Origin of the sequence: Lutibacter flavus (assembly GCF_900188355.1) — a bacterium.
GTDB lineage: Bacteria > Bacteroidota > Bacteroidia > Flavobacteriales > Flavobacteriaceae > Lutibacter > Lutibacter flavus.
Genome location: NZ_FZNX01000001.1, coordinates 7501 through 31950 on the forward strand (window position 1 = coordinate 7501; position 24450 = coordinate 31950).

The following is a 24450-nucleotide window of genomic DNA, read 5'->3' on the forward strand; positions in this document are numbered from 1 at the left end:
ACCATTGATAAAAATTTCATCTCCATTTATGGTTAAATTATTTTTTTCATATACTTCAATAATTCTTTTATAAAATGGTAATGATTGAGAGTTTAATGCTACTGTCTTTCCAGCTTCAGGAACATAAATTGGACCGAAATTATCATCTGACCAGGCATATTGTGAACTATGAGGAAAAACCCTTGAGTTATAATTTCCATTAGGCGTTAGCTCTTTAGCAATGCTTTTCACTATTGGATTATTTTTAAGTCTTGCTGCATTTTCATCAGTTAAATTTAGCATATAATAATCCCCTTGAAAACTTCCTTCGGTTATATCATATCTTTTTAAAGTTGCAGCACTTAATTGTTGCCCTTCAGTTACAACTTTGTGCATGTATTGTGGTTTTGCTCTATCTGGTAAAACTGTTTGTTTTCCGTTTATATAGATATAGCCATCTTTAATTTCTAACGAATCCCCAGGAATACCAACACATCGTTTTACATAATTAGACTTTTTATCTATAGGCTTATCGATGTGAATCTTCGATTTATCAAAAAAGAATCGAACTGTATCAACTGGCCAGCTAAATACTACAATTTCATTTCTTTTAATTTTTTGTAAAGCAGGTAATCTAAAGTATGGTAATTGTGGCTTTTTTAAATAAGATTTAAATTTTGTTAATGGTAACGAATCATGAACCATTGGCGCAGCAATAGTCGTCATGGGAGTTCTTGCACCATAGTGAAATTTACTAACAAATAGAAAATCACCAACAAGTAAAGATTTTTCTAATGAAGATGTTGGTATAGTGTAAGGTTGCATAAAATAGGTGTGAACCAAAGTTGCAGCCACAATTGCAAATACAATTGAGCTTACCCATTCACCAAGTTCTGTTCTTGATTTTAAGCTTCTGTCTTCAACATAACTTGCATTTTCAACATAGTTTAAATAATAAGCATAAAAACCTAAAGTTACAACTGCAAGTATAGAATCTATAGTTTTATATTTTCCAAAACTTCTAACTGTTTCTACCCAAACAACTGGAAACATCAGTAAATTAATTATTGGAATAAATAGTAAAATTACCCACCAAAAAGGTCTATTTATTATTTTCATTAAAATAACTCCATTGTATATTGGAACCAATGCTTCCCAGGATTTCCTACCAGCTTTTACATATAATTTCCAAGTTCCTAGAAAATGGATTACTTGTACTATTAGAAAAAATATAAACCATTGAATCATTGTCATAATAAATAATTTTTAATATTATTTTAAACCTAAAACGTCTTTCATCGTAAAAACGCCTTCTTTACCGAATAACCATTCGGCAGCAAAAACAGCTCCTTGGGCAAATCCATCTCGTGTAAAAGCAGTATGCTTAATATCTATAGAGTCAATTTCGGACTTATACTCAACAGAATGTGTACCAGGCACATCTGCTATTCGTTTTGCAACTATAGGTATCTCAGAGTCTTTATTTGTTACATCTAATACCCAGTTTTTTTTATTTGTATGGTTTATTATTCCTTCAGCTAAAGTAATTGCTGTACCACTTGGGGCATCTAATTTTTTTGTATGATGAATTTCTTCCATTGAAATTTTATATTGGTTCAAATTATTCATCATTTTAGCCAAATATTCATTTAGTTCAAAAAAGATATTCACTCCTAAACTAAAATTTGACGCATAAATAAAACCACCATTTTTTTCTTTACAAAGTTCAGTGGCATCCTTATATTTATCTAGCCATCCAGTTGTACCGCTTACAACAGGAACGTTGTTATTTAAACAGTTTGTGATGTTATTAAATGCTATAGAAGGAATACTAAAATCAATGGCAATATCGGCAACTTTTATGTCATAGCTTTTAGAATGTTCATCAACTTTTAAAACAATTTCGTGCCCTCTTTGTAAAGCAATTTGTTCAATTGTTTTACCCATTCTACCATAACCTAATAAAGCTATTTTCATTTTTAAAATTTAAAATTTAAAGATGCTACAACAACGGACTTATTGGATACGGCATCTTGAATAATTTGAGGTGATAAAGATAAATTATTATCTACATTATGTTGCAGTAAATGTGCATTCGTACTAGCTTCCAGTACTTGTAAAACATATAATGCCACTGTAACAAGTAAAGACAAATCACGATCTTTTTTATATGATTTTTGAGCTCTTATTAAGGCATCTTCTGATAATAAAATATTACCATCTACACCATCAAATTCATTTGGTTTTCCATCTAATTTAAGCTTAAAGGCAGTTCGAGCTCTATTGTAATTAGTGCTATTTAAATCGTAAAAGTAGATTCCAGAACCAAGGGCACCCCAAACAAGAGGAATTTTCCAATATTTTTTATTGTATGCTTGGCCTAATCCTGGCAATATTGCTGAATAAAATGCGGCTTTAGCAGGAGAAAGCATATCAAATTCGACAGGGCTTATAACAGTTGTATCTTGTGCTTTTATTAATAGATCTTCTTGAGAAAAGCAATTAATAGTTGAAAATGAAATTACTATTATTAAAATATAAAACTTTTTGTTAAACACTATTGAAGTAATTTTTTTATGCGATTAAAATCTTCTTCAGAATGAAATGGGATAATAATTTTTCCTTTATCATTTCCTGATAATTTAACGTCAACTTTATGCCCAAAGTATTCACTTATTGCTTTTAGTCCTTTATTTACAAATTTTGGTGTTTCAACTTGTTTTGTAGCAGTTTTTGGTGCTGTATTTACTCCGTTCTTAAGATTTTTAACAATTTCTTCAGTTTGTCTAACAGATAATTTTTGCTGTAATATTTTTTCGTAAATATTTAATTGATCTTCTGTATTTTCAATATTTATTAATGCTCTTCCATGACCCATTGAAATGAAAGTATCACGCATACCTGTTTGAATTATTGGATCTAATTTTAAAAGACGTAAATAATTACTAATTGTTGAACGTTTTTTTCCAACTCGCTGACTCATTTCTTCTTGAGTTAAATCAATTTCATCAATTAAACGTTGGTAAGATAATGCTACTTCAATAGGGTCTAAATCCTTTCGTTGAATATTTTCAACCAATGCCATTTCTAGCATTTCTTGATCATTCGCAAGTCTAATATAAGCTGGAATTGTTGTATTTCCAATTAATTTTGAAGCTCTAAATCTACGTTCACCTGATACTAATTGAAATTTGTTGCCGTCTAATTTTCTTACCGTTATTGGTTGAATAACTCCAAGTTGTTTAATAGAACTAGCTAATTCTCTTAAGGCCTCTTCATTAAAGTAACTTCTAGGTTGAAAAGGATTTATATCTATTAATTCTAATTCAATTTCAATTATACTACCAACAACTTTATCAGCATTTTTATCATTAGCCGATTTAATATCTGAGCTATTTTCATTTAATAAGGCAGATAATCCTCTTCCTAGTGCTTGTTTTCTAGTTGCTTTTGCCATCCTTATTATTTTTTATTATTTCGTGCGCTAAGTTAATATAATTTACAGCACCTCTACTTGTAGCATCATATTCTATAATACTTTCTCCAAAACTTGGTGCTTCACTTAGTCGAACGTTTCTTTGAATAATAGTTTTAAAAACCATATCCTGAAAATGTTTTTTCACTTCTTCCACTACTTGATTAGATAGCCTTAATCGAGAATCGTACATGGTAAGTAATAATCCTTCAATATCTAATTCAGGATTGTGTATTTTTTGAATACTTTTTATTGTATTTAATAATTTCCCCAATCCTTCCAAAGCAAAATATTCACATTGAATAGGTATAATTACAGAATCTGAACCTACCAAGGCATTTAAAGTAATAAGTCCAAGTGAAGGAGCACAATCAATTAATATATAATCATACTCATCTTTAATATCCTTAAGAACTTCTTTAAGCATATACTCCCTGTTAACTTTATCAACCAACTCAATTTCTATTGCTACTAAATCTATATGGGCTGGAATTATATCAACATTTGGCGAATTTGATTTTAAAATTGCTTCTTTTGCAGTTGCAGCATGTTCCAATAATTGATAGGTACCAATTTCAACATCTTCCACCACAATTCCAAGACCTGATGAGGCATTTGCTTGTGGATCAGCATCAATTAACAACACTTTTTTTTCTAACACCCCTAAAGCGGCAGCTAAATTAACTGTTGTTGTAGTTTTACCAACACCACCTTTTTGATTGGCGACTGCAATAATTTTTCCCATAAAAGATTAAAGAATTATTTTAAGTTGTAAAAATACAATTATTTATGGTTTTTAAAAGGGAATATTGTTAACAAACATATAAAAAACAAAAGCGATTGAAATTTCAATCGCTTTTGTTTTTTATTACTTTCTTAAAGGAATATTTTCCAGAATTTCAATTAAAAAATTCCAAAATTTTTGACTTGATTTTATGCTTGCTCTTTCATCGGGCGAATGAGCGCCTTGTATTGTTGGACCAAATGAAATCATATCCATTTCTGGGTAATTTGTTCCTAAAATTCCACATTCTAATCCTGCATGACACGCAACAACATTTGCTTTACTTTTAAATAATTTTTGATAAGTATCTGTAAGTACATTTAAAATTAAAGAATCTGTATTTGGTTTCCAACCGGGATAAGAACCAGATAAAGCAACGTTATAACCAACCATTTCAAATGTAGCCTTTAATGCATTTGCTAAATCATTTTTTGAAGATTCCACAGATGATCTGGTTAAACATAAAATTTTAATGAGCTCATCTTTAACAATAACACGTGCAATATTATTAGATGTTTCAACTAAATCTTCCATATCATTACTCATTCTGTAAACCCCATTGTGGGCAGCATAAATAACTTTTAATAAAGAGGTTTGACTTATAGCTGTCATTACTTTTTTAGGTGTCTCAATTTCTGGATAAGAAATTTCTAAATTAGGGTCAGCAGTTTTAAATTCAAGTTTAATTTCTTTACTGATTTTTTTAATTTTTTTTAGAAAGATATCTTTTTGTGATTTATAGACTGATATGATTGCAAAACTTTCTCTTGGGATAGCATTTCTTAAACTTCCACCATTTATTTCAGAAATGCGAATATAATCTTGCACTTCATATAAAACCCGATTCATAATTTTATTAGCATTTCCCAAACCTTTGTGTATATCCATACCAGAATGTCCTCCATTAAGTCCAGTAACTGAAATTTTGAATCCAATGGAATTTGAAGGAGTATGTACTTCGTTGTAAGTATTAGTAGCCGTGATATCTATACCTCCAGCACAACCAATATCAATTTCATCATCTTCTTCAGTATCTAAATTAAGTAGTATTTCACCATCTAAATATCCAGCTTGCAATCCCATTGCACCAGTCATTCCTGTTTCTTCATCAATTGTAAACAATGCTTCAATTGCAGGATGTTTAATATCTTTAGAGGCTAAAACACTCATTATAGCCGCAACTCCTAAACCGTTATCAGCTCCAAGTGTTGTTCCTTCAGCTTTTACCCAATCTCCTTCAATTTTCATTTTAATCCCTTCCGTATCAAAATCAAAAATAGTATCAGAATTTTTTTGATGAACCATATCTAAATGCGATTGCATTACAATTGTTTTTCGGTTCTCCATTCCTTTTGAAGCAGGCTTTTTTATAATAACGTTTCCAACTGGGTCAACTATTGTTTTTAGATTTAGTTTGTTACCAAAATCAACCATAAATTGAATTACTTTTTCTTCTTTTTTGGAACCTCTTGGAACTGCGTTTAAATCTGCAAAATTATTCCAAAGTGCTTTTGGTTCTAATGTTCTAATTTCATTATTCATATCTAAATTTATTAATTGATTTTTTAGTTTATTTCTATAATTGTATCATTTAAAGGCTTACGAACTTTTTTCATTTCACTCATAATATCATCCTCAGCTCTGTATCCAACAGGTAACATTAAAACAGATTTTAAATTTAAATCTTTTAAGCTTAATAATTCGTCAATTTTATGAGGAATAAAGCCTTCCAAAGGACAAGCATCAATTCTTTCAATGGCACATACGGTCATTAAATTACCTAATGCAATATAAGTTTGGTATTTTGCTGAAAGTTGTTTTTCTTCATTTGACATATTTTTATACATATCAACAAGTTGATTTCTAAAATTTGAAATAACTTCTTCATCAACATTTCTAATTTTTTTTTCTAAATCAAAATAGGCATTAACATCATCAGCTGTGGTATCATTTTCTATACATAATACGAGTAGGTGAGAAGCATCTGCAACCTGTCGCTGATAATAAGAATGTTCAACAAATTTTTCTTGTAATTCTTTATTATTAATTACAATCATTTTTATGGGTTGAAGTCCAAACGATGTAGCCGTTAAATTAAAAGCGATTTTAAGTTTATCAATTTTATCTTTTGATAGTTTTTTAGAAGGGTCGAACTTTTTTGTTGCATATCTCCATTCTAAACTATTGATTATGTTCATTCTTATATATTTAATTAAGACAAAATTAGTTAAAATTACCAAAAAAACAGGGAAATAAGTGGTTCAATTTTTATAACTAAAAGTAAATTTTTACATTTAGAAAGTTAAAAAATGCTATGAAAGAAAATTTACTTCATTTTATATGGAAACTTAAGTTGTTTTCATCTAAAAAAATGCTGTCTACTAATGAAGAAAGTATTGAAATTACTTCGACCGGGATTGAAAACTTAAATTCGGGACCTGATTTTTTTAATGCAAAAATTCAAATTAATAATCAAGTTTGGGCTGGTAATGTTGAGATTCATATTAATTCTTCAGATTGGTATAAACACAATCATGAAATTGATGAGAATTATGATTCTGTAATTCTACATGTTGTTTGGGAACATGATGTTGAAATTTATAGAAAGAATGGGGATACCGTTTCTACATTAGAATTAAAAAATTACATTTCAAAAGAAGTATTAAAAAATTACGAGCAACTTTTTAGTAAAAATAATAATTGGATTAATTGTGAGAAGGATATAAATTCAGTCAATTCTTTTGCAATGGATAATTGGCTGGAACGACTTTATTTTGAAAGGCTAGAACAAAAATCTTTATTTATAAATCAAGTATTAGCAGCTAATTTAAATAATTGGGAAGCAACTTTATTTATTTTATTGGCTAAAAATTTTGGTTTAAAGGTTAATGCTGATGCTTTTTTAAATTTTGCTAGATCATTTGATTTTTCAATTGTTAGAAAAGTTTCAAATAATTTGGAACAATTAGAAGCGTTGTTTTTTGGACAAGCTGGATTGCTATCTAATGAAAAGGAGTCTGTTTATTTTAATAAATTAAAACAAGAATACAGTTATTTAAAAGTAAAGTTTAAACTTTCACCTATTTCAAAAGGGGAAGTGCAATTTTTTAGGCTGCGCCCTAATAATTTTCCAACAATTAGATTGTCTCAATTGGCATTTTTATTTAATAAAAATCAAAATTTGTTTTCTAAAATAACTGAGGTTAATTCTCTTGAAGGGTTTTATAAATTATTTGAAGTTTCAACATTGCCTTTTTGGGAAACTCATTATACATTTGAAACAACTTCTAAAAAGAGTTCTAAAAAATTAACAAAGTCGTTTGTAGATTTACTATTGATAAATACAATTCTACCTTTAAAATTCGTTTATTTAAAGAGTATTGGAAAAAGTGATTTCAGTTCAATATTTTCTATATTGGAGGAAATAAAACCAGAAAAAAATACAATTATTTCTAATTTTAATTATTTAAAAATAGATAGTTCTAATGCATTTAAAACACAAGCTTTACTTCAATTAAAAAACGAATATTGTAATAAACAGTTATGTTTGCAATGCTCTATTGGGAAAGAACTATTAAAACGTTAGTTTTTTGGATACCAATTAGATAAACGAACTTCAACGTTTTTATCCTTGTTCTGAACTAAGTTTTTAAAAGCTTCAACATCGCTAAAACCTTCACTACCTCTATAATGATATGGATATACAATTTTTGGTTTAAACTCTAAAACAGCATTTGCAGCTTGGTTTATATCCATAGTATAAGGTAAATTCATACAAACAAAAGCAACATCTATATTTCTCAACATTCTCATTTCAATAATATCTTCAGTGTCACCAGAAATGTAAATTCGTTTATTTTCAATATTTAAAACATACCCATTACCTCTTCCTTTAGGGTGTTTTGCATTTTCTTCTTCAGGTAAATTATACATAGGAATGGCTTTAATAAAATAATCTAATCGATGTACACCTTGTCCATTATTTAAAACAATCACTTGTGAATTGTAGCTTTCTGGTAATTTATTTGCAACTGCTTGAGGAACTATAATTATGCTTTTTGAAGTGTCAATTGAATCTAACGTTTTTTGATCTAGATGATCACCGTGAATATCAGTTAATAAAATAATATCTGGAGATTTGAGCCCTTTATATAAATCTATACCTCCATAAGGATCTATGTAAATTGTTTTATTGTTATGAGTTAATACGAGACTACCGTGCAATACTGGATGAATTTTTAATATTCCATTTGGAGTTTTTAATTCATCCAAAATTGGATTTTGTGCAAAGGAAATTGAGCTAATAAATACAAAAAATGATACTAAGGCTATTTTTACTTTCATATGATTAATTTAATAATGATGTTTATAAATGTACTATTAAATTAATAAATGCTAATATTATGCCAAATATGATAAAACTTGAAAATCTGTATTTTGTAAAATTAATTTCTTTTTTTATAAAAATCTTTAACCCAAGCTACCATTTGATTTTCTGTAATTAATTCAGAATTAAAAACACCAACAAGTTTATCTGCAACTTGCATATTACTTTTAATAGCTTTTTCAAATATTTTTTTCATTTTTGCAGGACCAAATAACACTATGGAATCACTCATTTCAACTTCTTTAATTAGATTTTTCAGAAATTGATTGGTTTGCTCAGTTCGTCGATTCAATCTGTTTTTTTCATAAGTAAGATATTGGTTGCCAAACCTACCAAATTTTTTTGAATCCCCTTCAACTCTTTCTCTCATTACGATATTTGACTCAATTTTTTTAATAGAATGATGGTCGTTGTTTGATAGTTTAATAATTACAGCTTGTTTTGTGTCGATCCAGATTCCAATGTTTTGTTTCATAATTAAAGCTTTTAATGATTTAACAATTGGGGGTAAAAGAGGTGTTTGAACTCTATTTTAAAGTTACGAAAAAATATTTTTCTAAATTCAAAAAAAATAAAAAAAGCTGCAACTTATTGTTGCAGCTTTCTAATTGTAATTAAATTGATTGAATATTAAAATTGATTGAATTAAAAGCAATATTTATTTTCAGCAATTACTTTTTCAGCAATCACTTTTCTTAATGCGATTGGATTGGGGTTATTTACATATTTTGTAAATCGTTTCAATCCCATAAGCATCATTCTTTGTTCATCTCCTTCAGAAAAGTATATAATAGCTTCTTTACCCATGCTACCTGCTTTTTCAACAGCATTAAATAAGTTTAATTTGGCCATAGCAATTTGACATGCTGCTTCTTTTTCAGAAGTTTGTTTAGCTAATTTTTCAGCTTTTAAAATTGAAGATTCTGCCATATATACTTCAATCATTACTTCAGCAGCAGCTAAAATTAATTGTTGATGGCTTTCTAATTCCATTCCAAAAGTTTGAACTGCTTTTCCAGAAATCATTAAAAAAGCTTTTTTTAATTTGTCGATCATTGCTTTTTCTTCTGATAAGACCTCAGAGAAATCTGGTGTTTCAAATGAAGGAATCCCCATTAAGCTTTGACCAACAGCCATTGCTGGAGTTAACAAATCTATTTCTCCTTTCATTGCTTTTTTAAGCAACATTCCAACTGTTAACAGTCTGTTTATTTCATTTGTTCCTTCATAGATTCTTGTAATTCTTGCGTCTCTCCAAGCACTTTCCATTGGTGTGTCTTTAGAAAAACCCATTCCTCCAAATATTTGGATACCTTCATCCGATACATATTGAGAAACTTCAGAACCAAAAACTTTTATAATAGCACATTCAATTGCATATTCTTGAAAAGCAGCTAATTCAGCATCTTGATGTGATTTACCTTCTGCCAAACCAGCATCAATCATATTTTGAATGTCTTTTGCAGCTCTATAACAAGCAGCATCTAAAGTGAATGTTCTGGCACTCATTTCAGCATATTTTTTTTGAATAGCACCAAAATTTGAGATAGCCGTTTTAAATTGTTTACGCTCATTTCCATAATTTACAGATTGAGTAATAATTCTTCTACTTGCATCTAAACAAGCAGCTCCTAATTTAATACGACCAACATTTAAAGAGTTTAAGGCAATTTTAAAACCTTTTCCTCTTTCTGAAAGCATATTTTCAACAGGAATTAATGTATCACTAAAAAACACTTGACGTGTTGAAGAAGAAGTAATTCCTAATTTATGTTCTTCTTCACCTAAAGTAACACCATTTGGATTGTTTTTATCAAATTCCAAGATAAATGCTGTTATGTTTTTATCATTTTCAATACGAGCAAAAACAATAAAAATTTCGGCAAATCCAGCGTTTGAAATCCACATTTTTTGACCGTTAATTTTGTAATGTTTTCCATCTTCAGTTAATTCGGCCGTAGTTTTACCAGAGTTAGCATCAGATCCAGCCCCAGGTTCTGTTAAACAGTAAGCCCCAAACTTTTCACCAGAAGTTAAAACAGGCAAATATTTTTGTTTTTGTTCTTCAGTTCCATATAAAAATATTGGCATTGTTCCAATTCCTGTATGTGCACCAAAAGCAGTTCCAACTGAACCTGTTGCTGATGAAATATAATCTGTCACCAACATTGTTGATACAAATCCCATTCCAATTCCACCATATTGTTCAGGAATTGAAACACCTAAAAAGCCCATTTCTCCAGCTTTGCGCATTACTTCTTCAGTTAAAGCAAAATCTTTATTTTCGAAACGTTCTCTATGAGGCCAAACTTCACGGTCAATGAATTCTATAACCGCTTCTTTCATCATTTTTTGTTCTTCATTAAACTCTTCCGACACAAAAATATCTTCTGATTTAATTTCTTTTATTAGGAATTCTCCTCCTTTTATTGTTCCCATTTTTCAGCCCCTTTTTATCCCCGAAGGGGGAAATTTCTACAAGAGGGAAGTAGTTTTTATTGTTAGACTTTAATTATTACTTTATATTCCAAAAGTCTTCCCTTTGGGAAGGTTTGGATGGGCTTTTTATTTTAATAACTCGTAAACTCCTGCAGCACCTTGACCAGTACCAACACACATTGTTACAATTCCATATTTGTTTTTACGTCTGCGCATTTCGTTAAATAACTGCACTGAAAGTTTTGCTCCAGTACAACCTAGTGGATGTCCTAATGCAATTGCACCTCCATTAACATTTACAATATCCTGATTAATATCCAGCTCTCGCATAACCGCTAAAGATTGAGAAGCAAAAGCTTCATTCAATTCAATTAAATCAATATCATTTAATGTTAAGTTTGCTTGTTTTAAAGCCTTTGGAATTGCTTTTACAGGTCCAATTCCCATAATGCGTGGTTCAACACCAACAGCAGCAAAAGAAACCATACGAGCTATAGGCTCTATGTTTAATTCCTTAACCATATCTTCACTCATAACCAATAAAAAAGCTGCACCATCACTCATTTGAGAAGAGTTGCCAGCAGTTACACTTCCGCCTTGAGCAAAAACCGGACGTAATCTGGCTAAAGCCTCTACTGAAGTTCCTTTACGAGGTCCTTCATCAGCGGAAACAGTATAGTTTTTCGTTTGTTTTTTTCCGTTTTCATCTAAAAATATATTTTCAACAGAAATAGGAACAATATCATCATCAAATGTCCCATTTGCTTGCGCCTCTAAAGCTTTCATATGAGATTTAAAAGAGAATTCATCTTGATCTTCTCGAGAAACTTTAAACTGTTGAGCAACTGCCTCTGCAGTTAAACCCATTCCCCAATAATAATCTTCGTGGCCTTCTTTAGCCGATTTATAATTAGGCACAGGACGGTAACCACCCATTGGAATATAACTCATACTTTCCACACCACCTGCAATAATACAGTCAGCCATTCCAGATTGAATTTTTGCCACGGCAATACTTACAGTTTCTAATCCTGATGCACAGTAACGGTTCACTGTCATACCCGGAACATCTTCAATTTTCAATCCCATTAACGAGACTAAACGCCCCATATTTAAACCTTGTTCGGCTTCAGGCATTGCGTTACCAACAATTACATCATCAATTCGTTTTTTATCTAACTGAGGAACATCTTTTAATAAATGTTCAATAGTTTCGGCAGCAAGTTCATCTGGTCTTTTAAACCTGAAAACACCTCTTGGCGCTTTACCAACTGCAGTTCTATATCCTTGTACTATATATGCTGTTTTCATTTTTTTAGTTTCTTAAAGGTTTACCTGTTTTTAACATGTGCTCAATACGCTCTAATGTTTTACGTTCAGTCATTAAACTCATAAATGCTTCACGTTCGAGGTCTAATAAGTATTGTTCTGAAACATAAGTTGGTTCAGATAAATCTCCACCAGCCATAACATAACCTAGTTTATTTGCTATTTTTTTATCGTGTTCAGAAGCGTAATGTCCTTTTTCTAAACTATCAGTTCCTACCAAGAACATTCCTAATGCTTGCTGACCATAAACCAATGCTTTTTTAGGAACAGGTTGTGTATAACCATCTTCCAACATTAGAATTGCGTGTCTCTTAGCAGTAGCAATTTGACGCTCTTTATTCACAACAACAATATCTTTGTGTTCTTTTAAGAAACCTAAATCATACGCTTCGTGTGCAGAAGTGGCAACTTTTGCCATTGCAACGTTTATAAAATAATCACGAAGTTTATTTAATTTCACATCATCTTTTAATAATCCTTCAGATGCTCTTAAAGCCATTTCTTTTGAGCCAGCTCCACCAGGTATAATTCCAACTCCAAATTCAACTAAGCCAATATATGTTTCTGCAGCAGCTATTACTTTATCGGCGTGCATACTTAATTCACATCCACCACCAAAAGTATATCCGTGAGGAGCTATAATTGTTGGGCAAGATGAATATCTAAGACGCATTACTGTATCTTGGAAATATTTTACAGAGAAGTTTAATTCATCATATTCCTGTTCTACAGCCATCATAAATACCATACCTAGATTAGCACCAACAGTAAAGTTGGCAGCTTGGTTTCCTAGTACAACGGCTTCATATTCAGTTTCAGCTAAATCTATTCCTTTATTAATTGCTTGTAAAACTTCTCCACCTAATGTGTTCATTTTAGATTGGAATTCTACATTTAAAACTCCATTTCCTAAATGTTGAATGGAAGCACCTGCATTAGACCAAATAGTTTTAGCTTCTCTAATATTGTCAAGAATTATAAAACTATCTTGACCTGGAATTTTAACTTGTTTTTTTGAAGGAATGTCATAATAATATTTCGCTCCATCACAAACTGTGTAGAATGATTTATTTCCACTTGCAACCATTTCTGATACCCATTTGGCAACAGGAATATTTTCAGCTTGCATTAATTCAATTCCTTTTTCAATTCCAATAGCATCCCAAATTTGGAAAGGACCATGTTCCCATCCAAAACCAGCTTTCATTGCATCATCAAGTCTATATAATTCATCAGAAATTTCTGGAATTCTGTTTTGAACGTACCCAAACATTGCAGCAAAATTCTTTCTATAAAATTCTCCGGCTTTGTCTTTACCTTTAACCAATACTTTAAAACGATCAATAACTTTATCAATAGTTTTTGTTAATTCAAGTGTGGCAAATTTTGCTCTTTTGTTTGGTCTATATTCTAAGGTGTCTAAATCTAAAGATAAAATTGATTTTTTTCCTCCTTCAACTACTTTTTTATAAAAACCTTGTTTAGTTTTACTACCCAACCATTTATTTTCCATCATGGTATTGATGAAACTTGGAAGCTTAAACAATTCATGAGCTTCATCATTAGGGCAGTTTTCATAAATACCATTGGCTACATGAACCAAGGTATCTAAACCTACCACATCAACAGTTCTAAATGTTGCCGATTTAGGACGTCCTATAACCGGACCAGTTAATTTATCTACTTCTTCAACAGTTAAACCTAACTCTTTAACTTGATGAAATAAACTCATTATTCCAAAAATTCCAACTCTGTTTCCAATAAAAGCAGGAGTGTCTTTAGCTAAAACAGAAGTTTTTCCTAAGAATTTTTCTCCATACATCATTAAAAAGTCAGTAACTTCTTGTTTACAATCGGGACCAGGAACAACTTCAAAAAGTTTTAAATATCTTGGTGGATTGAAAAAGTGAGTTACGGCAAAATGCTTTTGAAAATCTTCACTTCTTCCTTCGTTCATATAACTAATAGGAATACCAGAAGTGTTTGAAGTAATTAAAGTACCTGGTTTACGGTATTTTTCAATTTTTTCAAAAACTGATTTTTTAATATCCAGTCTTTCAACTACAACCTCCATTATCCAATCTACATCCTTTATTTTATGTAAATCGTCATCTAAATTTCCAGTAGATATTCTATCTGCAAATTTTTGATTATAAATAGGTGACGGTTTAGATTTTAATGAAGCTTTTAAACTATCATTAACCAATCTATTTCGCACAGCTTTGTGTTCTAGTGTAAGCCCTTTTGCTTTTTCTACTTCACTTAATTCACGAGGAATAATGTCAAGAAGCAAAACTTCTACACCAACGTTTGCAAAATGGCATGCAATACCAGATCCCATTATTCCAGAACCAATTACAGCTACTTTTTTTATTGGTCTTTTCATTGTTTAAATTTTTTGTTTAGAAGGTTTAGTATCAAATATTTTTTTTGAAGCAATTAACTTATTAATGGTATCAGTAACTTCAAAAAAATGATTTATTTTTTCTTCAGAAATATGTTGTTTAATGGTTTCGTTAAACTGAATAACAGCTTGGCGAGAAGTGTTTCTTTTCTCCAATCCAAAATCTGTTAATTTTATAAGTACACCACGTCCATCTTCTGGATTTTTTTCTCTATAAATTGCACCTTTTTCTTCCATACTTTTTAATATTCTTGAAAGGCTTGTTGGTTCCATTCCCATTTGTGGACCAAGAGCAGTTGAAGGTGTTCCTTTTTTTTTATCTATATTTAACAGTACAAAAGCCATGGCCATTGTGCTATCAAATTGGGTGGCTTTTTCATTATACATTTTTGCAACAGCTTGCCAAGTTGCTCTAAGTGCGTGATCTATTGATAATTCTTTTTGCATTTTTCAAATATATAAAAAAATACTATGCACGCATAATAAATTTTCAAAAAAAATGTTTGCATTGTAATTTTGTTTGGTTATTATAAAAAAAAAGGATAAGTTTAAAGAACTAATCGCAAATAAAAAATTATGGCCAAAAGTGAACTAATAGGGAAAGTTATAATACAAGAAAATATTGATACTGTTGATCAAAATAAAATACCAAATACTTTTATAATTAATGTTCCTGATCCTTTTGAATCGTATTACAGTAGGTTTACGGACATAAATAAACCAATTTCAATAATATTTGTTACGAAAGAAGCAAATTCATTTGAAAAAATTTTAAGAGCCACAAAAAGAATTAATGAAAAATACAATTTGAAATTGGATGGAGCAAAATGTGAAGTTTCAATTAATTCTCGCAAATTAAATGGAATTAGAATAAAAGGAATTAATAGGTACCCTGAAATTGAAATGGTTCAGCAATATTACAAAGATGCTGGGTTTGAATTTGCAAAAAGTGAAAAGTTTAAAGATAAAGATGCCTTAATAAGAATTAATCGTTTTTTTAATATTGAAGAAATAGAAAAAGGTATTTTTAAATCTTGTGAAGAAAGTGATGTTTATTACTTGGAAATACCTGAACTTATGACTTGGGATGAATTTAGAACCAATACATTCGAGATTAAAAACAATATTTCAGATAAGAATTATGATATTGCAAAAGGTATATTTTATACAAATGGTGGTATTACCGAAATGTTACGGGTAGTTAAACCAAAAGCAACAATTGAATTTTTAAAAACTATTCAACAAAAATACATAGATAAACTTCAATAATTTTATTAAAAGATTAACCCTTTTTTACTAAAATAAATTTACTTTCGTTTTGCGAATCAAAAACTAAAGAATGAAAAATATCTTAACGGTTGAAAACGTCTGTAAAAATTATGGAAATTTTACAGCATTAAACAACGTTTCAATTTCGGTACCAAAAGGAAGTGTTTTCGGACTACTTGGTCCTAATGGTGCAGGAAAAACTTCGTTAATTCGAATAATAAATCAAATTACTTTACCAGATAGTGGTACCATTTTATTAGATGGCGAACCACTGAAGCCGCATCATGTGCATCAAATAGGTTATTTACCTGAAGAACGCGGATTGTATAAAAGCATGAAAGTGGGGGAGCAGGCATTGTATTTGGCTCAATTAAAAGGACTTTCCAAAACGGAAGCTAAAAAGAAATTGAAATATTGGTTTGAAAAGTTTGAGATATCTGATTGGTGGGACAAAAAGATTCAGGAGCTTTCTAAAGGGATGGCTCAAAAAGTTCAATTTATTGTTACTGTTTTACATAGCCCAAAGTTGTTGATTTTTGATGAGCCTTTTACCGGTTTTGATCCAATAAATGCAAATATGATAAAAGATGAAATTCTAAAATTAAGAGATGAAGGTGCAAGCATTATTTTCTCTACACATAGAATGGAATCCGTTGAAGAATTATGTGATAACATTGCTTTAATTAATAAATCAAATAAAATATTGGATGGAAAATTAAGTGATATAAAGCAAGAGTTTAAAACCAATCAATTTGAAGTTGGTTTGTTTTCTAATGATAAAGACGAACTTTTGAATCAAATTAATTCACAGTATTTAACTGAAAAATCTAATTCGGCAAAATTAAAAGATGAATTGAGGTTAATAATCACCCTAAAAAATGGAGACACTTCAAAGGATTTAATTCGGTTTTTAAATAATAAAGCTCAATTAAATCATTTTACAGAAATTATTCCGAGCGCAAACGATATATTTTTAAAAGCAGTAGCCAACAATGAATAAATTAAAATTAATAATAAAGAGAGAGTTTTTGGCTAAAGTTAAAAACAAGTCATTTATTGTAATGACTGTTTTAAGTCCGTTATTAATGGTTGGACTTATGATGCTTATCATTTTTTTAAATGAAAAAAATAGTGAGGACGTTCGTACTGTTGCATTTGTTGATGAATCTAATTTATTGGCTTCAACTTTTACAGATACAGAAACTACAAAGTATATAGATTTAACGGCATTAGGTATAGATGAAGCTCGAATGCAAACGGAAGGTCAATATTATGGAATTTTATACATTCCTAAAAGTGATAGTTTGGTAAATTTATCAAAAGGGATTGCTTTTTATTCTGAAGACACACCAAGTTTAAATTTACTGGGTAGTATCGAAAATAAGCTTGAGAAAAAAATACGAAACCTAAAAATTGAACAACTTCATTTTGATGTTGATAAAATAAAAGCAACAGAAACTACCGTAGAAATTGCTACTGAAAATTTTGTTGGAGAAAAATCTTCAAAAATAGGTAGCGTATTAAGAATGATAGCAGGAGGAGGTTTTGGATATCTAATTTTTATGTTCATTATTATTTATGGAACTTCAGTTATGCGAAGTGTAATTGAAGAAAAAACAAGTAGAATTATTGAAGTAATTATTTCTTCTGTTAAACCATTTCAATTAATGATGGGTAAAATTTTAGGTAACGCTTTGGCAGGGGTTCTACAATTTATTATTTGGATGATTTCTGCAGGATTATTATTATTTGCAATTACTTATATTTTTGGAATAGATACTGCTGGATCCGGCACTGCAATGGGGCAAATGAATCCTGAAATGGTGCAACAAGTGCAGGCATCATCTGCAAGTGAATTACAATTGGCTTTGCAAGAAATAAAGAACTTGCCAATTTTAACAATGTTCTTTTCTTTCATAATATATTTTATTGGAGGCTATTTAATTTATAGTTCAATTTATGCGGCAATTGGTGCCGCTGTTGATAGCGAAACTGATACTCAACAATTTATGATGCCGGTTTTAATGCCATTGATAATTGCAATTTATGTTGGATTCTCAGTGATTGAAAATCCACACGGACCAATTGCACTTGCGTTTTCATTATTTCCATTAACATCTCCAATTGTAATGCTTATGCGAATTCCTTTTGGAGTTCCTTGGTGGCAAATTGTAACTTCAATGTTTCTGTTGATTATTACCTTTATTGCAATAGTTTGGTTTGCAGCTAAAATTTATAGAGTTGGTATTTTAATGTATGGTAAAAAACCAACTTATAAGGAATTGTATAAATGGTTAAAATATTAGATGAATCAAGCTTATTTTAGTTAATATATGAAAGAATTGGTTGAATTTTTAAATTATGATTTTGCATTTAGTGACGATGTACAAATTTCAATTAAGGCAATTTTAGTTGTTATTTTAACTTTAATTGTAACTGCTTTAATATTAAAATTAATAAGAAAAATAGTCACCAGGAAGATTCCAACTGAAGATAAAGTAAAATTTATATCCTTATTTTCATATAGTAAATGGTTTATTTATGTAATCATTATTTTAATGACCTTTCATAACATTGGCGTAAATGTAACGGCAATTTTTGCTGCTTCTGCAGCTTTGTTGGTAGGTGTTGGTTTAGCATTACAAACCTTATTTCAGGATATAATTTCAGGAGTTTTTATACTCGTTGATCAATCTGTTCATGTGGGTGATATTATTGAATTAGATGGGAAAGTTGGAAGAGTTGAAGATATTAAATTACGTACCACAAGAGCAGTAACAATTGATAATAAAGTTCTTATTATTCCAAACCATTTATACTTAACAAATAGTTTGTATAATTGGACTGAAAACGGAGTTGAAACCAGGGAAAATGTTTTAGTTGGTGTTGCTTACGGTAGTGATGTTCAGCTGGTGAAAGAATTATTGTTGCAAGCTGCCAAAAGCCATCCATTAGTATTGAAAACTCCGGTACCTGCGGTTTTATTTACTGATTTTGGTGAAAGCTCTTTAGATTTTAAATTGGTATTCACATTAAGTAATAGTTTTGAAGCAGGCCTTCCTAAAAGTGATATACGATTTGAAATTGATAGGTTATTTAGAGAAAATAATATTTCAATTCCATTTCCTCAAAGAGATGTTCATATGTTCCAAGGCAAAGATTAAGAGAAAGTGGCTTAATATTTGTTCTTAGGTAAATTAAAAAAACGTAAAAATGCCAAAAATATTAATAATAGAAGATGAAGCTGCAATTCGCAGAGTATTAAAAAAAATAATTTCAGAAGAAAACGATGCATATGAGGTAGAAGAAGCTGAAGATGGATTAATGGGAGTTGAAATGATTACCAAATCAGATTTTGATTTGGTATTATGTGATATAAAAATGCCGAAGATGGATGGTGTTGAGGTTTTGGAAAAAGTAAAAAAGTTAAAGCCCGAAATTCCTATGGTAATGATTTCTGGTCACGGTGATTTGGATACTGCTGTAAATACAATGCGTTTAGGAGCGTTTGATTATATTTCTAAACCGCCAGATTTAAATCGCTTATTAAATACTGTTAGAAATGCACTTGATAAAAAAGAATTAGTTGTTGAAAATAAGCTTTTAAAGAAAAAAGTGAGTAAAAAATATGAGATGATTGGCAATAGTGAGGCTATTTCTCATATTAAAGCAATGATTGAAAAAGTTGCACAAACTGATGCCAGAGTTTTAATAACAGGACCAAATGGAACAGGAAAAGAGTTGGTAGCGCATTGGTTACACGAAAAAAGTGATAGAACAAAAGCTCCAATGATAGAGGTAAACTGCGCAGCAATTCCCTCGGAATTAATTGAAAGTGAATTGTTTGGACATGTTAAAGGTTCGTTTACAGGTGCAAATAAAGATAGGGCTGGTAAGTTTGAAGCTGCAAATAGAGGAACTATTTTTTTAGATGAAATTGGAGACATGAGTCTTTCAGCTCAGGCTAAAGTATTAAGAGCTTTACAAGAAAATAAAATTACTAGAGTTGGAAGTGATAGAGATATTAAAGTTGATGTAAGAGTTATTGCAGCCACCAATAAAGACCTTCAAAAAGAAATTGCTGAAGGAAAATTTAGAGAAGATTTATATCACAGGTTAGCTGTTATTTTAATAAATGTTCCTGCTTTAAATGATAGAAGAGAGGATATTCCGTTATTAATTGATTTTTTCGCAGAACAAGTTGCAAAAGAACAAGGAACTGCTATAAAATCGTTTTCTACAAAAGCTGTAAAACTATTGCAAGAATATGATTGGACCGGAAATATTAGAGAACTTAGAAATGTTGTAGAGCGTTTAATAATTCTAGGTGAAAAAGAAGTTTCAGAAAATGATGTAAAACTATTCGCAAGTAAATAGGTTATAATTATACTTTTTGATATAAATTATAAAGAAAGCTTATACTAATATAAAAAATTAGCATAAGCTTTTTTTAGTTTTTATAAGATACCATAATATATTTGTGGTGTTAAAAAAGAATAATTAATAATTAAAAACAAAATATATGTCAACAGCAGTAGGTAAAAAATTTCCAGATTTAAATGTAGATGCGATGAATGAAATGGGTGATACAATTAAAGTAAATGTATTAGAGGAGGCAGTTAATAACAAAAAGAAAGTATTGTTATTTTGGTACCCAAAAGATTTTACATTTGTTTGTCCAACAGAATTACACGCTTTTCAAGCAGCATTAGGCGAATTTGAAAAAAGAAATACTATTGTAATTGGAGCTTCTTGTGATACTCCAGAAGTTCATTTTGCTTGGTTAAATACACCAAAAGATAATGGTGGTATAGAAGGTGTTACTTACCCAATTTTAGCAGATAGCAATCGTAACTTATCTAGTATTTTAGGAATATTAGATATTACTAACGAAACTTATGATGAAGCAACTGGAACAGTTCAAGTAGAAGGAGATAATGTAAGTTATAGAGCTACTTATTTAATTGATGAAGATGGTTTAGTACAACACGAAAGTATTAACAATATGCCTTTAGGTAGAAATGTGAACGAGTATTTACGTCTTATCGATGCATTAACTCACGTGCAAGAAAAAGGAGAAGTTTGTCCGGCAAACTGGGAAGAAGGTAAAGATGCTATGGCACCTAATGCAAAAGGAACAGCTGATTATTTAGCTTCACACTAAAAAAATAAGAAATTATGTTTCAAGAATTAACAGAAGATAATTTAGAACAAATTGTAGCCGATAACAAAACGGTTGTAGTTCAATATGCTGCCACTTGGTGTGGAAACTGTAGAATTATGAAACCTAAGTTTAAAAAATTAGCTACAGAAAATCCAGATGCTGTTTTTGTAATTGCAGATGCTGAAAAGTTTCCAAATACACGTAAATTAGCAACGGTAGATAATTTACCAACATTTGCTACTTTTAAAGGAGGAGCTTTTGTAAATCAGGTACAAACAAACAAATTTGAAATTTTAAAAGAACTAGTAGATGAAGTTGCCAGTAATTAAACACCTAACTAATTTTATTGAAGAGAACGATCAGGATTATGTGATTGAAACCATAGAAACTCTTGAGGCTCTAACTGAAGTTCCTTCTTTAAAAGATGAAGAGTTAGATGTTATTGGTGAACTAATTTCTAATTTGTATGGAGCAATTGAAGTTGATAAAATGGTGAAAGAAGGTATGCCTAAAAAAGAAGCTCTAAATACTTTTATGAAAAGAGTTTTAGGATCAATTGATTCTTAAAAAAATAACTACTACTATTTAAATCTAAAAATCCCGAGTTTATACTCGGGATTTTTTTTTGCACGAACAACATTAAGTTACTATTCTACTATCATTAGTATTGTTTTTATTGGAATAAAGTAATATAAATACGATTTGAAATTGGAATTTTAGATGCTAAACAATAATCTAGATACACTTATACAATAGAAGTAGTTGATTTTATACAAAAATCTATTTGTTGTAATTAGCCATTGATTCTTTTTCTTAAAATTAATTAATATAAAAAAAGTGGTCTATTTTTTAATAGACCACTTAAAAAGTTATATCATTAAAATATTATTTTTTGTTTTATTTTTATTAGAAAACTCTAAAACTTAAGCCAAATCAAATCTGTCAAGATTCATAACTTTATTCCAGGCTTTTACAAAATCTTTTATAAATTTTTCTTTATTGTCATCCTGAGCATAAACTTCAGCATAAGAACGAAGAATAGAGTTTGAACCAAATACAAGGTCAGTGCGTGTAGCCGTAAATTTAACTTCGTTTGTTTTACGGTTTCTGATTTCATACATGTTATCTCCTGATGGTATCCATTTAAAATTCATATCAGTTAAGTTTACAAAAAAATCATTGGTCAATACCCCTATTTTGTTAGTAAATACGCCGTGTTTGGTACCTCCATAATTGGTTCCTAACATTCGCAAACCTCCTACAAGAACAGTCATTTCAGGAGCTGTCAATCCCATCAACTGTGTGCGGTCAAGCATCAATTCTTCCGGGCTAACTGCATAGTCTTTTTTTATCCAGTTTCGGTAACCATCTGCTAAAGGTTCTAATGGCTCAAAAGAATCTGCATCTGTCATTTCATTTGTAGCATCTCCACGACCAGGTTGAAACGGAACATTGATGTCAAAACCTGTAGCTTTAATAGCTTGCTCTACACCAAGGTTTCCAGCCAAAACAATTATATCAGCTATACTGATGTTATATTGAGTTGAAATTGGCTCTAAAACTGACAATACACGGGATAAACGTTCTGGTTCATTTCCTTCCCAATTTTTTTGAGGTGCCAAACGAATACGAGCACCATTGGCTCCACCTCGCATGTCAGAACCACGATACGTGCGAGCGCTATCCCAAGCAGTAGATACCATATCAGAAATAGAAAGATTAGTACCCGCTATTTTTTCTTTTACAGCAGCGATGTTATAATTCTTAGGTCCTGTTGGAATAGGATCTTGCCAAATCAAGTCTTCCTTAGGTACATCCGGCCCAAAATAGCGATTCTTTGGACCCATATCTCTATGGGTTAATTTAAACCAAGCACGGGCAAATGTTTCAGAAAAATAGGCTGGATCTTTCATAAACTTTAGGGATATTTCTCTGTAGATAGGATCTACTTTCATAGCCATATCAGCATCTGTCATCATTGGGTTGTGACGAATAGAAGAATCTTCGACATCTACTGGTTTGTCTTCTTCTTTAATTTCTTTAGGTTCCCATTGCCAAGCCCCAGCTGGACTTTTTCGTAATTCCCATTCATGATTAAATAACATTTCAAAAAACCCATTATCCCATTTGGTTGGATATGTAGTCCAAGCACCTTCAAGCCCGCTGGTTACAGTATAGCGTCCCTTACCGGATTTTTGAGGATTATGCCATCCTAAACCTTGTTCTTCAACACTGGCAGCTTCAGGCTCAGGACCTAATAAACTGGCGTCGCCATTTCCATGGGTCTTTCCAACAGTGTGACCTCCGGCTGTTAAGGCTGCAGTTTCCTCATCATTCATTGCCATACGGGCAAAAGTTTCTCGAACTTGGGCTGCTGTTTTCAAAGGATCTGGATTACCATTAACTCCTTCTGGATTCACATAAATAAGTCCCATTTGTACTGCAGCAAGTGGGTTTTCCATTGTTGATGGTTCATCAACGTTATCATAACGTTCATCGCTAGGTGCTAACCATTCCTTTTCGGCACCCCAATAGATGTCCTTTTCTGGGTGCCATATATCTTCTCTACCAAAACCAAAGCCAAATGTTTTCAATCCCATATTTTCGTATGCAATTGTACCCGCCAAAATAATCAAATCAGCCCAACTCACTTTATTTCCATATTTTTTCTTTATTGGCCACAACAATCTTCTAGCTTTATCAAGATTTACATTATCTGGCCATGAGTTTAGTGGGGCGAAGCGTTGATTACCAGTTCCTCCGCCACCTCGGCCGTCGGCTATTCTATATGAACCTGCAGCATGCCAAGCCATTCGAATCATCAATCCTCCGTAATGACCCCAGTCTGCAGGCCACCATTCTTGGCTATTAGTCATTAAATTATGTACATCTTTTTTTAAAGCATCAACATTGAGTTTTTTCAATTCATCGCGATAATTAACATCTTGGCCAAAAGGATTCGTTTTTGTATCGTGTTGATGTAAAATATCAAGATTTAGTGCTTTTGGCCACCAATCCATTACGGATTCTCCAACTATAGTATTTGCCCCATGCATAACAGGACATTTTCCTTTAGCTGTTTCTTTTTTATTGAGCTCATTGTTATGATGAGGGCATTTGTCTGAATTCGAGTTGTTTGCATCCATGATATTTTTTTTAATTTATTTCATATCAAATTTAATCATTATTTTGGACGATAAAAATTATATTTTCAATAACA

The 24450-nt window shown here is 30.9% G+C and carries 23 protein-coding genes (1 of these 23 only partly in view); 9 read left to right on the plus strand and 14 right to left on the minus strand.

The genetic code is table 11. From position 1 onward, the window contains the following. The 7 genes from lepB to CHB63_RS00075 all read right to left on the minus strand — a co-directional run. A protein-coding gene (gene lepB, locus CHB63_RS00045; RefSeq protein ID WP_089376398.1) for a signal peptidase I crosses the window boundary here: on the minus strand, positions 1-1233 show its 5' portion. The gene continues 309 nt to the left of window position 1, outside the view; the window shows 1233 of its 1542 coding nt (coding positions 1-1233); its start codon is at positions 1231-1233; its stop codon lies off the left edge, out of view. An 18-nt stretch (positions 1234-1251) separates the two neighbouring features. Next, positions 1252-1956, minus strand: a complete 705-nt coding sequence (gene dapB, locus CHB63_RS00050; RefSeq protein ID WP_089376399.1) for a 4-hydroxy-tetrahydrodipicolinate reductase — start codon at positions 1954-1956, stop codon at positions 1252-1254. 2 nt (positions 1957-1958) lie between these two features. Then, entirely contained in the window at positions 1959-2537 is a 579-nt protein-coding gene (locus CHB63_RS00055; protein ID WP_089376400.1) for a DUF5683 domain-containing protein, read from the minus strand. After that, complete coding sequence (locus CHB63_RS00060; RefSeq protein WP_089376401.1) at positions 2537-3436, minus strand: ParB/RepB/Spo0J family partition protein; 900 nt, start codon at positions 3434-3436, stop codon at positions 2537-2539. The genes CHB63_RS00055 and CHB63_RS00060 overlap by 1 nt, the downstream gene beginning before the upstream one ends. Next, positions 3420-4199 (minus strand): ParA family protein, encoded by a 780-nt coding sequence (locus tag CHB63_RS00065; protein ID WP_089376402.1) that lies wholly within the window; start codon positions 4197-4199, stop codon positions 3420-3422. Before CHB63_RS00065 ends, CHB63_RS00060 begins: the two co-directional genes overlap by 17 nt. A 123-nt stretch (positions 4200-4322) precedes the next feature. Then, positions 4323-5780, minus strand: coding sequence for an aminoacyl-histidine dipeptidase (locus tag CHB63_RS00070; protein WP_089376403.1), 1458 nt, complete (start codon positions 5778-5780; stop codon positions 4323-4325). Positions 5781-5803: 23 nt separating this feature from the next. Then, positions 5804-6436 (minus strand): NAD(P)H-dependent oxidoreductase, encoded by a 633-nt coding sequence (locus CHB63_RS00075; protein WP_089376404.1) that lies wholly within the window; start codon positions 6434-6436, stop codon positions 5804-5806. 116 nt (positions 6437-6552) lie between these two features. Between CHB63_RS00075 and CHB63_RS00080 the strand changes: the two genes are divergently transcribed. Beyond that, positions 6553-7824, plus strand: coding sequence for a DUF2851 family protein (locus CHB63_RS00080; protein WP_089376405.1), 1272 nt, complete (start codon positions 6553-6555; stop codon positions 7822-7824). Here the strand turns inward: CHB63_RS00080 and CHB63_RS00085 are convergent. The 6 genes from CHB63_RS00085 to CHB63_RS00110 form a co-directional block, all read right to left on the minus strand. Next, positions 7821-8582, minus strand: coding sequence for an MBL fold metallo-hydrolase (locus CHB63_RS00085; RefSeq protein ID WP_089376406.1), 762 nt, complete (start codon positions 8580-8582; stop codon positions 7821-7823). The genes CHB63_RS00080 and CHB63_RS00085 overlap by 4 nt on opposite strands. A gap of 101 nt (positions 8583-8683) precedes the next feature. Further along, positions 8684-9100 (minus strand): hypothetical protein, encoded by a 417-nt coding sequence (locus tag CHB63_RS00090; protein ID WP_089376407.1) that lies wholly within the window; start codon positions 9098-9100, stop codon positions 8684-8686. Positions 9101-9270: 170 nt separating this feature from the next. Further along, positions 9271-11064, minus strand: a complete 1794-nt coding sequence (locus tag CHB63_RS00095; protein WP_089376408.1) for an acyl-CoA dehydrogenase family protein — start codon at positions 11062-11064, stop codon at positions 9271-9273. Between the two features lie 126 nt (positions 11065-11190). Then, a complete protein-coding gene (locus tag CHB63_RS00100) occupies positions 11191-12375 on the minus strand; it encodes an acetyl-CoA C-acyltransferase (RefSeq protein WP_089376409.1) in 1185 nt (394 codons plus the stop codon). Positions 12376-12379: 4 nt separating this feature from the next. Then, entirely contained in the window at positions 12380-14779 is a 2400-nt protein-coding gene (locus CHB63_RS00105; protein WP_089376410.1) for a 3-hydroxyacyl-CoA dehydrogenase/enoyl-CoA hydratase family protein, read from the minus strand. A 3-nt stretch (positions 14780-14782) separates the two neighbouring features. After that, on the minus strand, positions 14783-15244 hold the full coding sequence (locus CHB63_RS00110) for a MarR family winged helix-turn-helix transcriptional regulator (protein ID WP_089376411.1): 462 nt from the start codon (positions 15242-15244) through the stop codon (positions 14783-14785). A gap of 129 nt (positions 15245-15373) precedes the next feature. On the opposite strand from CHB63_RS00110, the gene CHB63_RS00115 reads away from it, so the two are divergent. The 8 genes from CHB63_RS00115 (at position 15374) to CHB63_RS00150 (ending at position 21797) form a co-directional block, all read left to right on the plus strand. Next, complete coding sequence (locus tag CHB63_RS00115; protein WP_089376412.1) at positions 15374-16066, plus strand: hypothetical protein; 693 nt, start codon at positions 15374-15376, stop codon at positions 16064-16066. A gap of 70 nt (positions 16067-16136) precedes the next feature. Further along, positions 16137-17066, plus strand: a complete 930-nt coding sequence (locus CHB63_RS00120) for an ABC transporter ATP-binding protein (protein ID WP_089376413.1) — start codon at positions 16137-16139, stop codon at positions 17064-17066. After that, positions 17059-18372: an ABC transporter permease gene (locus CHB63_RS00125; RefSeq protein ID WP_089376414.1), complete on the plus strand. Its 1314-nt coding sequence runs from the start codon at positions 17059-17061 to the stop codon at positions 18370-18372. Before CHB63_RS00120 ends, CHB63_RS00125 begins: the two co-directional genes overlap by 8 nt. Before the next feature lie 27 nt (positions 18373-18399). Continuing rightward, on the plus strand, positions 18400-19230 hold the full coding sequence (locus tag CHB63_RS00130) for a mechanosensitive ion channel family protein (protein WP_089376415.1): 831 nt from the start codon (positions 18400-18402) through the stop codon (positions 19228-19230). 49 nt (positions 19231-19279) lie between these two features. Next, positions 19280-20443: a sigma-54-dependent transcriptional regulator gene (locus CHB63_RS00135; RefSeq protein ID WP_089376416.1), complete on the plus strand. Its 1164-nt coding sequence runs from the start codon at positions 19280-19282 to the stop codon at positions 20441-20443. A gap of 145 nt (positions 20444-20588) precedes the next feature. After that, positions 20589-21230 carry a peroxiredoxin gene (locus CHB63_RS00140; RefSeq protein WP_089376417.1) on the plus strand — a complete coding sequence of 214 codons (642 nt, stop codon included), beginning with the start codon at positions 20589-20591 and terminating at the stop codon, positions 21228-21230. A gap of 14 nt (positions 21231-21244) precedes the next feature. After that, complete coding sequence (locus tag CHB63_RS00145) at positions 21245-21559, plus strand: thioredoxin family protein (RefSeq protein ID WP_089376418.1); 315 nt, start codon at positions 21245-21247, stop codon at positions 21557-21559. Next, the gene (locus CHB63_RS00150; protein ID WP_089376419.1) at positions 21540-21797 is read left to right on the plus strand and encodes a DUF6952 family protein; all 258 of its coding nucleotides are present in this window, start codon (positions 21540-21542) and stop codon (positions 21795-21797) included. Before CHB63_RS00145 ends, CHB63_RS00150 begins: the two co-directional genes overlap by 20 nt. Positions 21798-22153: 356 nt before the next feature. Here CHB63_RS00150 and katG read toward each other — a convergent pair whose 3' ends face one another. Continuing rightward, positions 22154-24376, minus strand: coding sequence for a catalase/peroxidase HPI (gene katG / locus CHB63_RS00155; protein ID WP_089376420.1), 2223 nt, complete (start codon positions 24374-24376; stop codon positions 22154-22156). Positions 24377-24450 lie beyond the last annotated feature (74 nt).

Bases quoted from the DNA above. Each gene is read 5' to 3' on its own strand.
- dapB (WP_089376399.1), bottom strand. From the start codon at position 1,956: ATGAAAATAGCTTTATTAGGTTATGGTAGAATGGGTAAAACAATTGAA.
- CHB63_RS00060 (WP_089376401.1), bottom strand. From the start codon at position 3,436: ATGGCAAAAGCAACTAGAAAACAAGCACTAGGAAGAGGATTATCTGCC.
- CHB63_RS00065 (WP_089376402.1), bottom strand. From the start codon at position 4,199: ATGGGAAAAATTATTGCAGTCGCCAATCAAAAAGGTGGTGTTGGTAAA.
- CHB63_RS00070 (WP_089376403.1), bottom strand. From the start codon at position 5,780: ATGAATAATGAAATTAGAACATTAGAACCAAAAGCACTTTGGAATAAT.
- CHB63_RS00075 (WP_089376404.1), bottom strand. From the start codon at position 6,436: ATGAACATAATCAATAGTTTAGAATGGAGATATGCAACAAAAAAGTTC.
- CHB63_RS00080 (WP_089376405.1), top strand. From the start codon at position 6,553: ATGAAAGAAAATTTACTTCATTTTATATGGAAACTTAAGTTGTTTTCA.
- CHB63_RS00085 (WP_089376406.1), bottom strand. From the start codon at position 8,582: ATGAAAGTAAAAATAGCCTTAGTATCATTTTTTGTATTTATTAGCTCA.
- CHB63_RS00090 (WP_089376407.1), bottom strand. From the start codon at position 9,100: ATGAAACAAAACATTGGAATCTGGATCGACACAAAACAAGCTGTAATT.
- CHB63_RS00095 (WP_089376408.1), bottom strand. From the start codon at position 11,064: ATGGGAACAATAAAAGGAGGAGAATTCCTAATAAAAGAAATTAAATCA.
- CHB63_RS00100 (WP_089376409.1), bottom strand. From the start codon at position 12,375: ATGAAAACAGCATATATAGTACAAGGATATAGAACTGCAGTTGGTAAA.
- CHB63_RS00105 (WP_089376410.1), bottom strand. From the start codon at position 14,779: ATGAAAAGACCAATAAAAAAAGTAGCTGTAATTGGTTCTGGAATAATG.
- CHB63_RS00110 (WP_089376411.1), bottom strand. From the start codon at position 15,244: ATGCAAAAAGAATTATCAATAGATCACGCACTTAGAGCAACTTGGCAA.
- CHB63_RS00115 (WP_089376412.1), top strand. From the start codon at position 15,374: ATGGCCAAAAGTGAACTAATAGGGAAAGTTATAATACAAGAAAATATT.
- CHB63_RS00120 (WP_089376413.1), top strand. From the start codon at position 16,137: ATGAAAAATATCTTAACGGTTGAAAACGTCTGTAAAAATTATGGAAAT.
- CHB63_RS00125 (WP_089376414.1), top strand. From the start codon at position 17,059: ATGAATAAATTAAAATTAATAATAAAGAGAGAGTTTTTGGCTAAAGTT.
- CHB63_RS00130 (WP_089376415.1), top strand. From the start codon at position 18,400: ATGAAAGAATTGGTTGAATTTTTAAATTATGATTTTGCATTTAGTGAC.
- CHB63_RS00135 (WP_089376416.1), top strand. From the start codon at position 19,280: ATGCCAAAAATATTAATAATAGAAGATGAAGCTGCAATTCGCAGAGTA.
- CHB63_RS00140 (WP_089376417.1), top strand. From the start codon at position 20,589: ATGTCAACAGCAGTAGGTAAAAAATTTCCAGATTTAAATGTAGATGCG.
- CHB63_RS00145 (WP_089376418.1), top strand. From the start codon at position 21,245: ATGTTTCAAGAATTAACAGAAGATAATTTAGAACAAATTGTAGCCGAT.
- CHB63_RS00150 (WP_089376419.1), top strand. From the start codon at position 21,540: ATGAAGTTGCCAGTAATTAAACACCTAACTAATTTTATTGAAGAGAAC.
- katG (WP_089376420.1), bottom strand. From the start codon at position 24,376: ATGGATGCAAACAACTCGAATTCAGACAAATGCCCTCATCATAACAAT.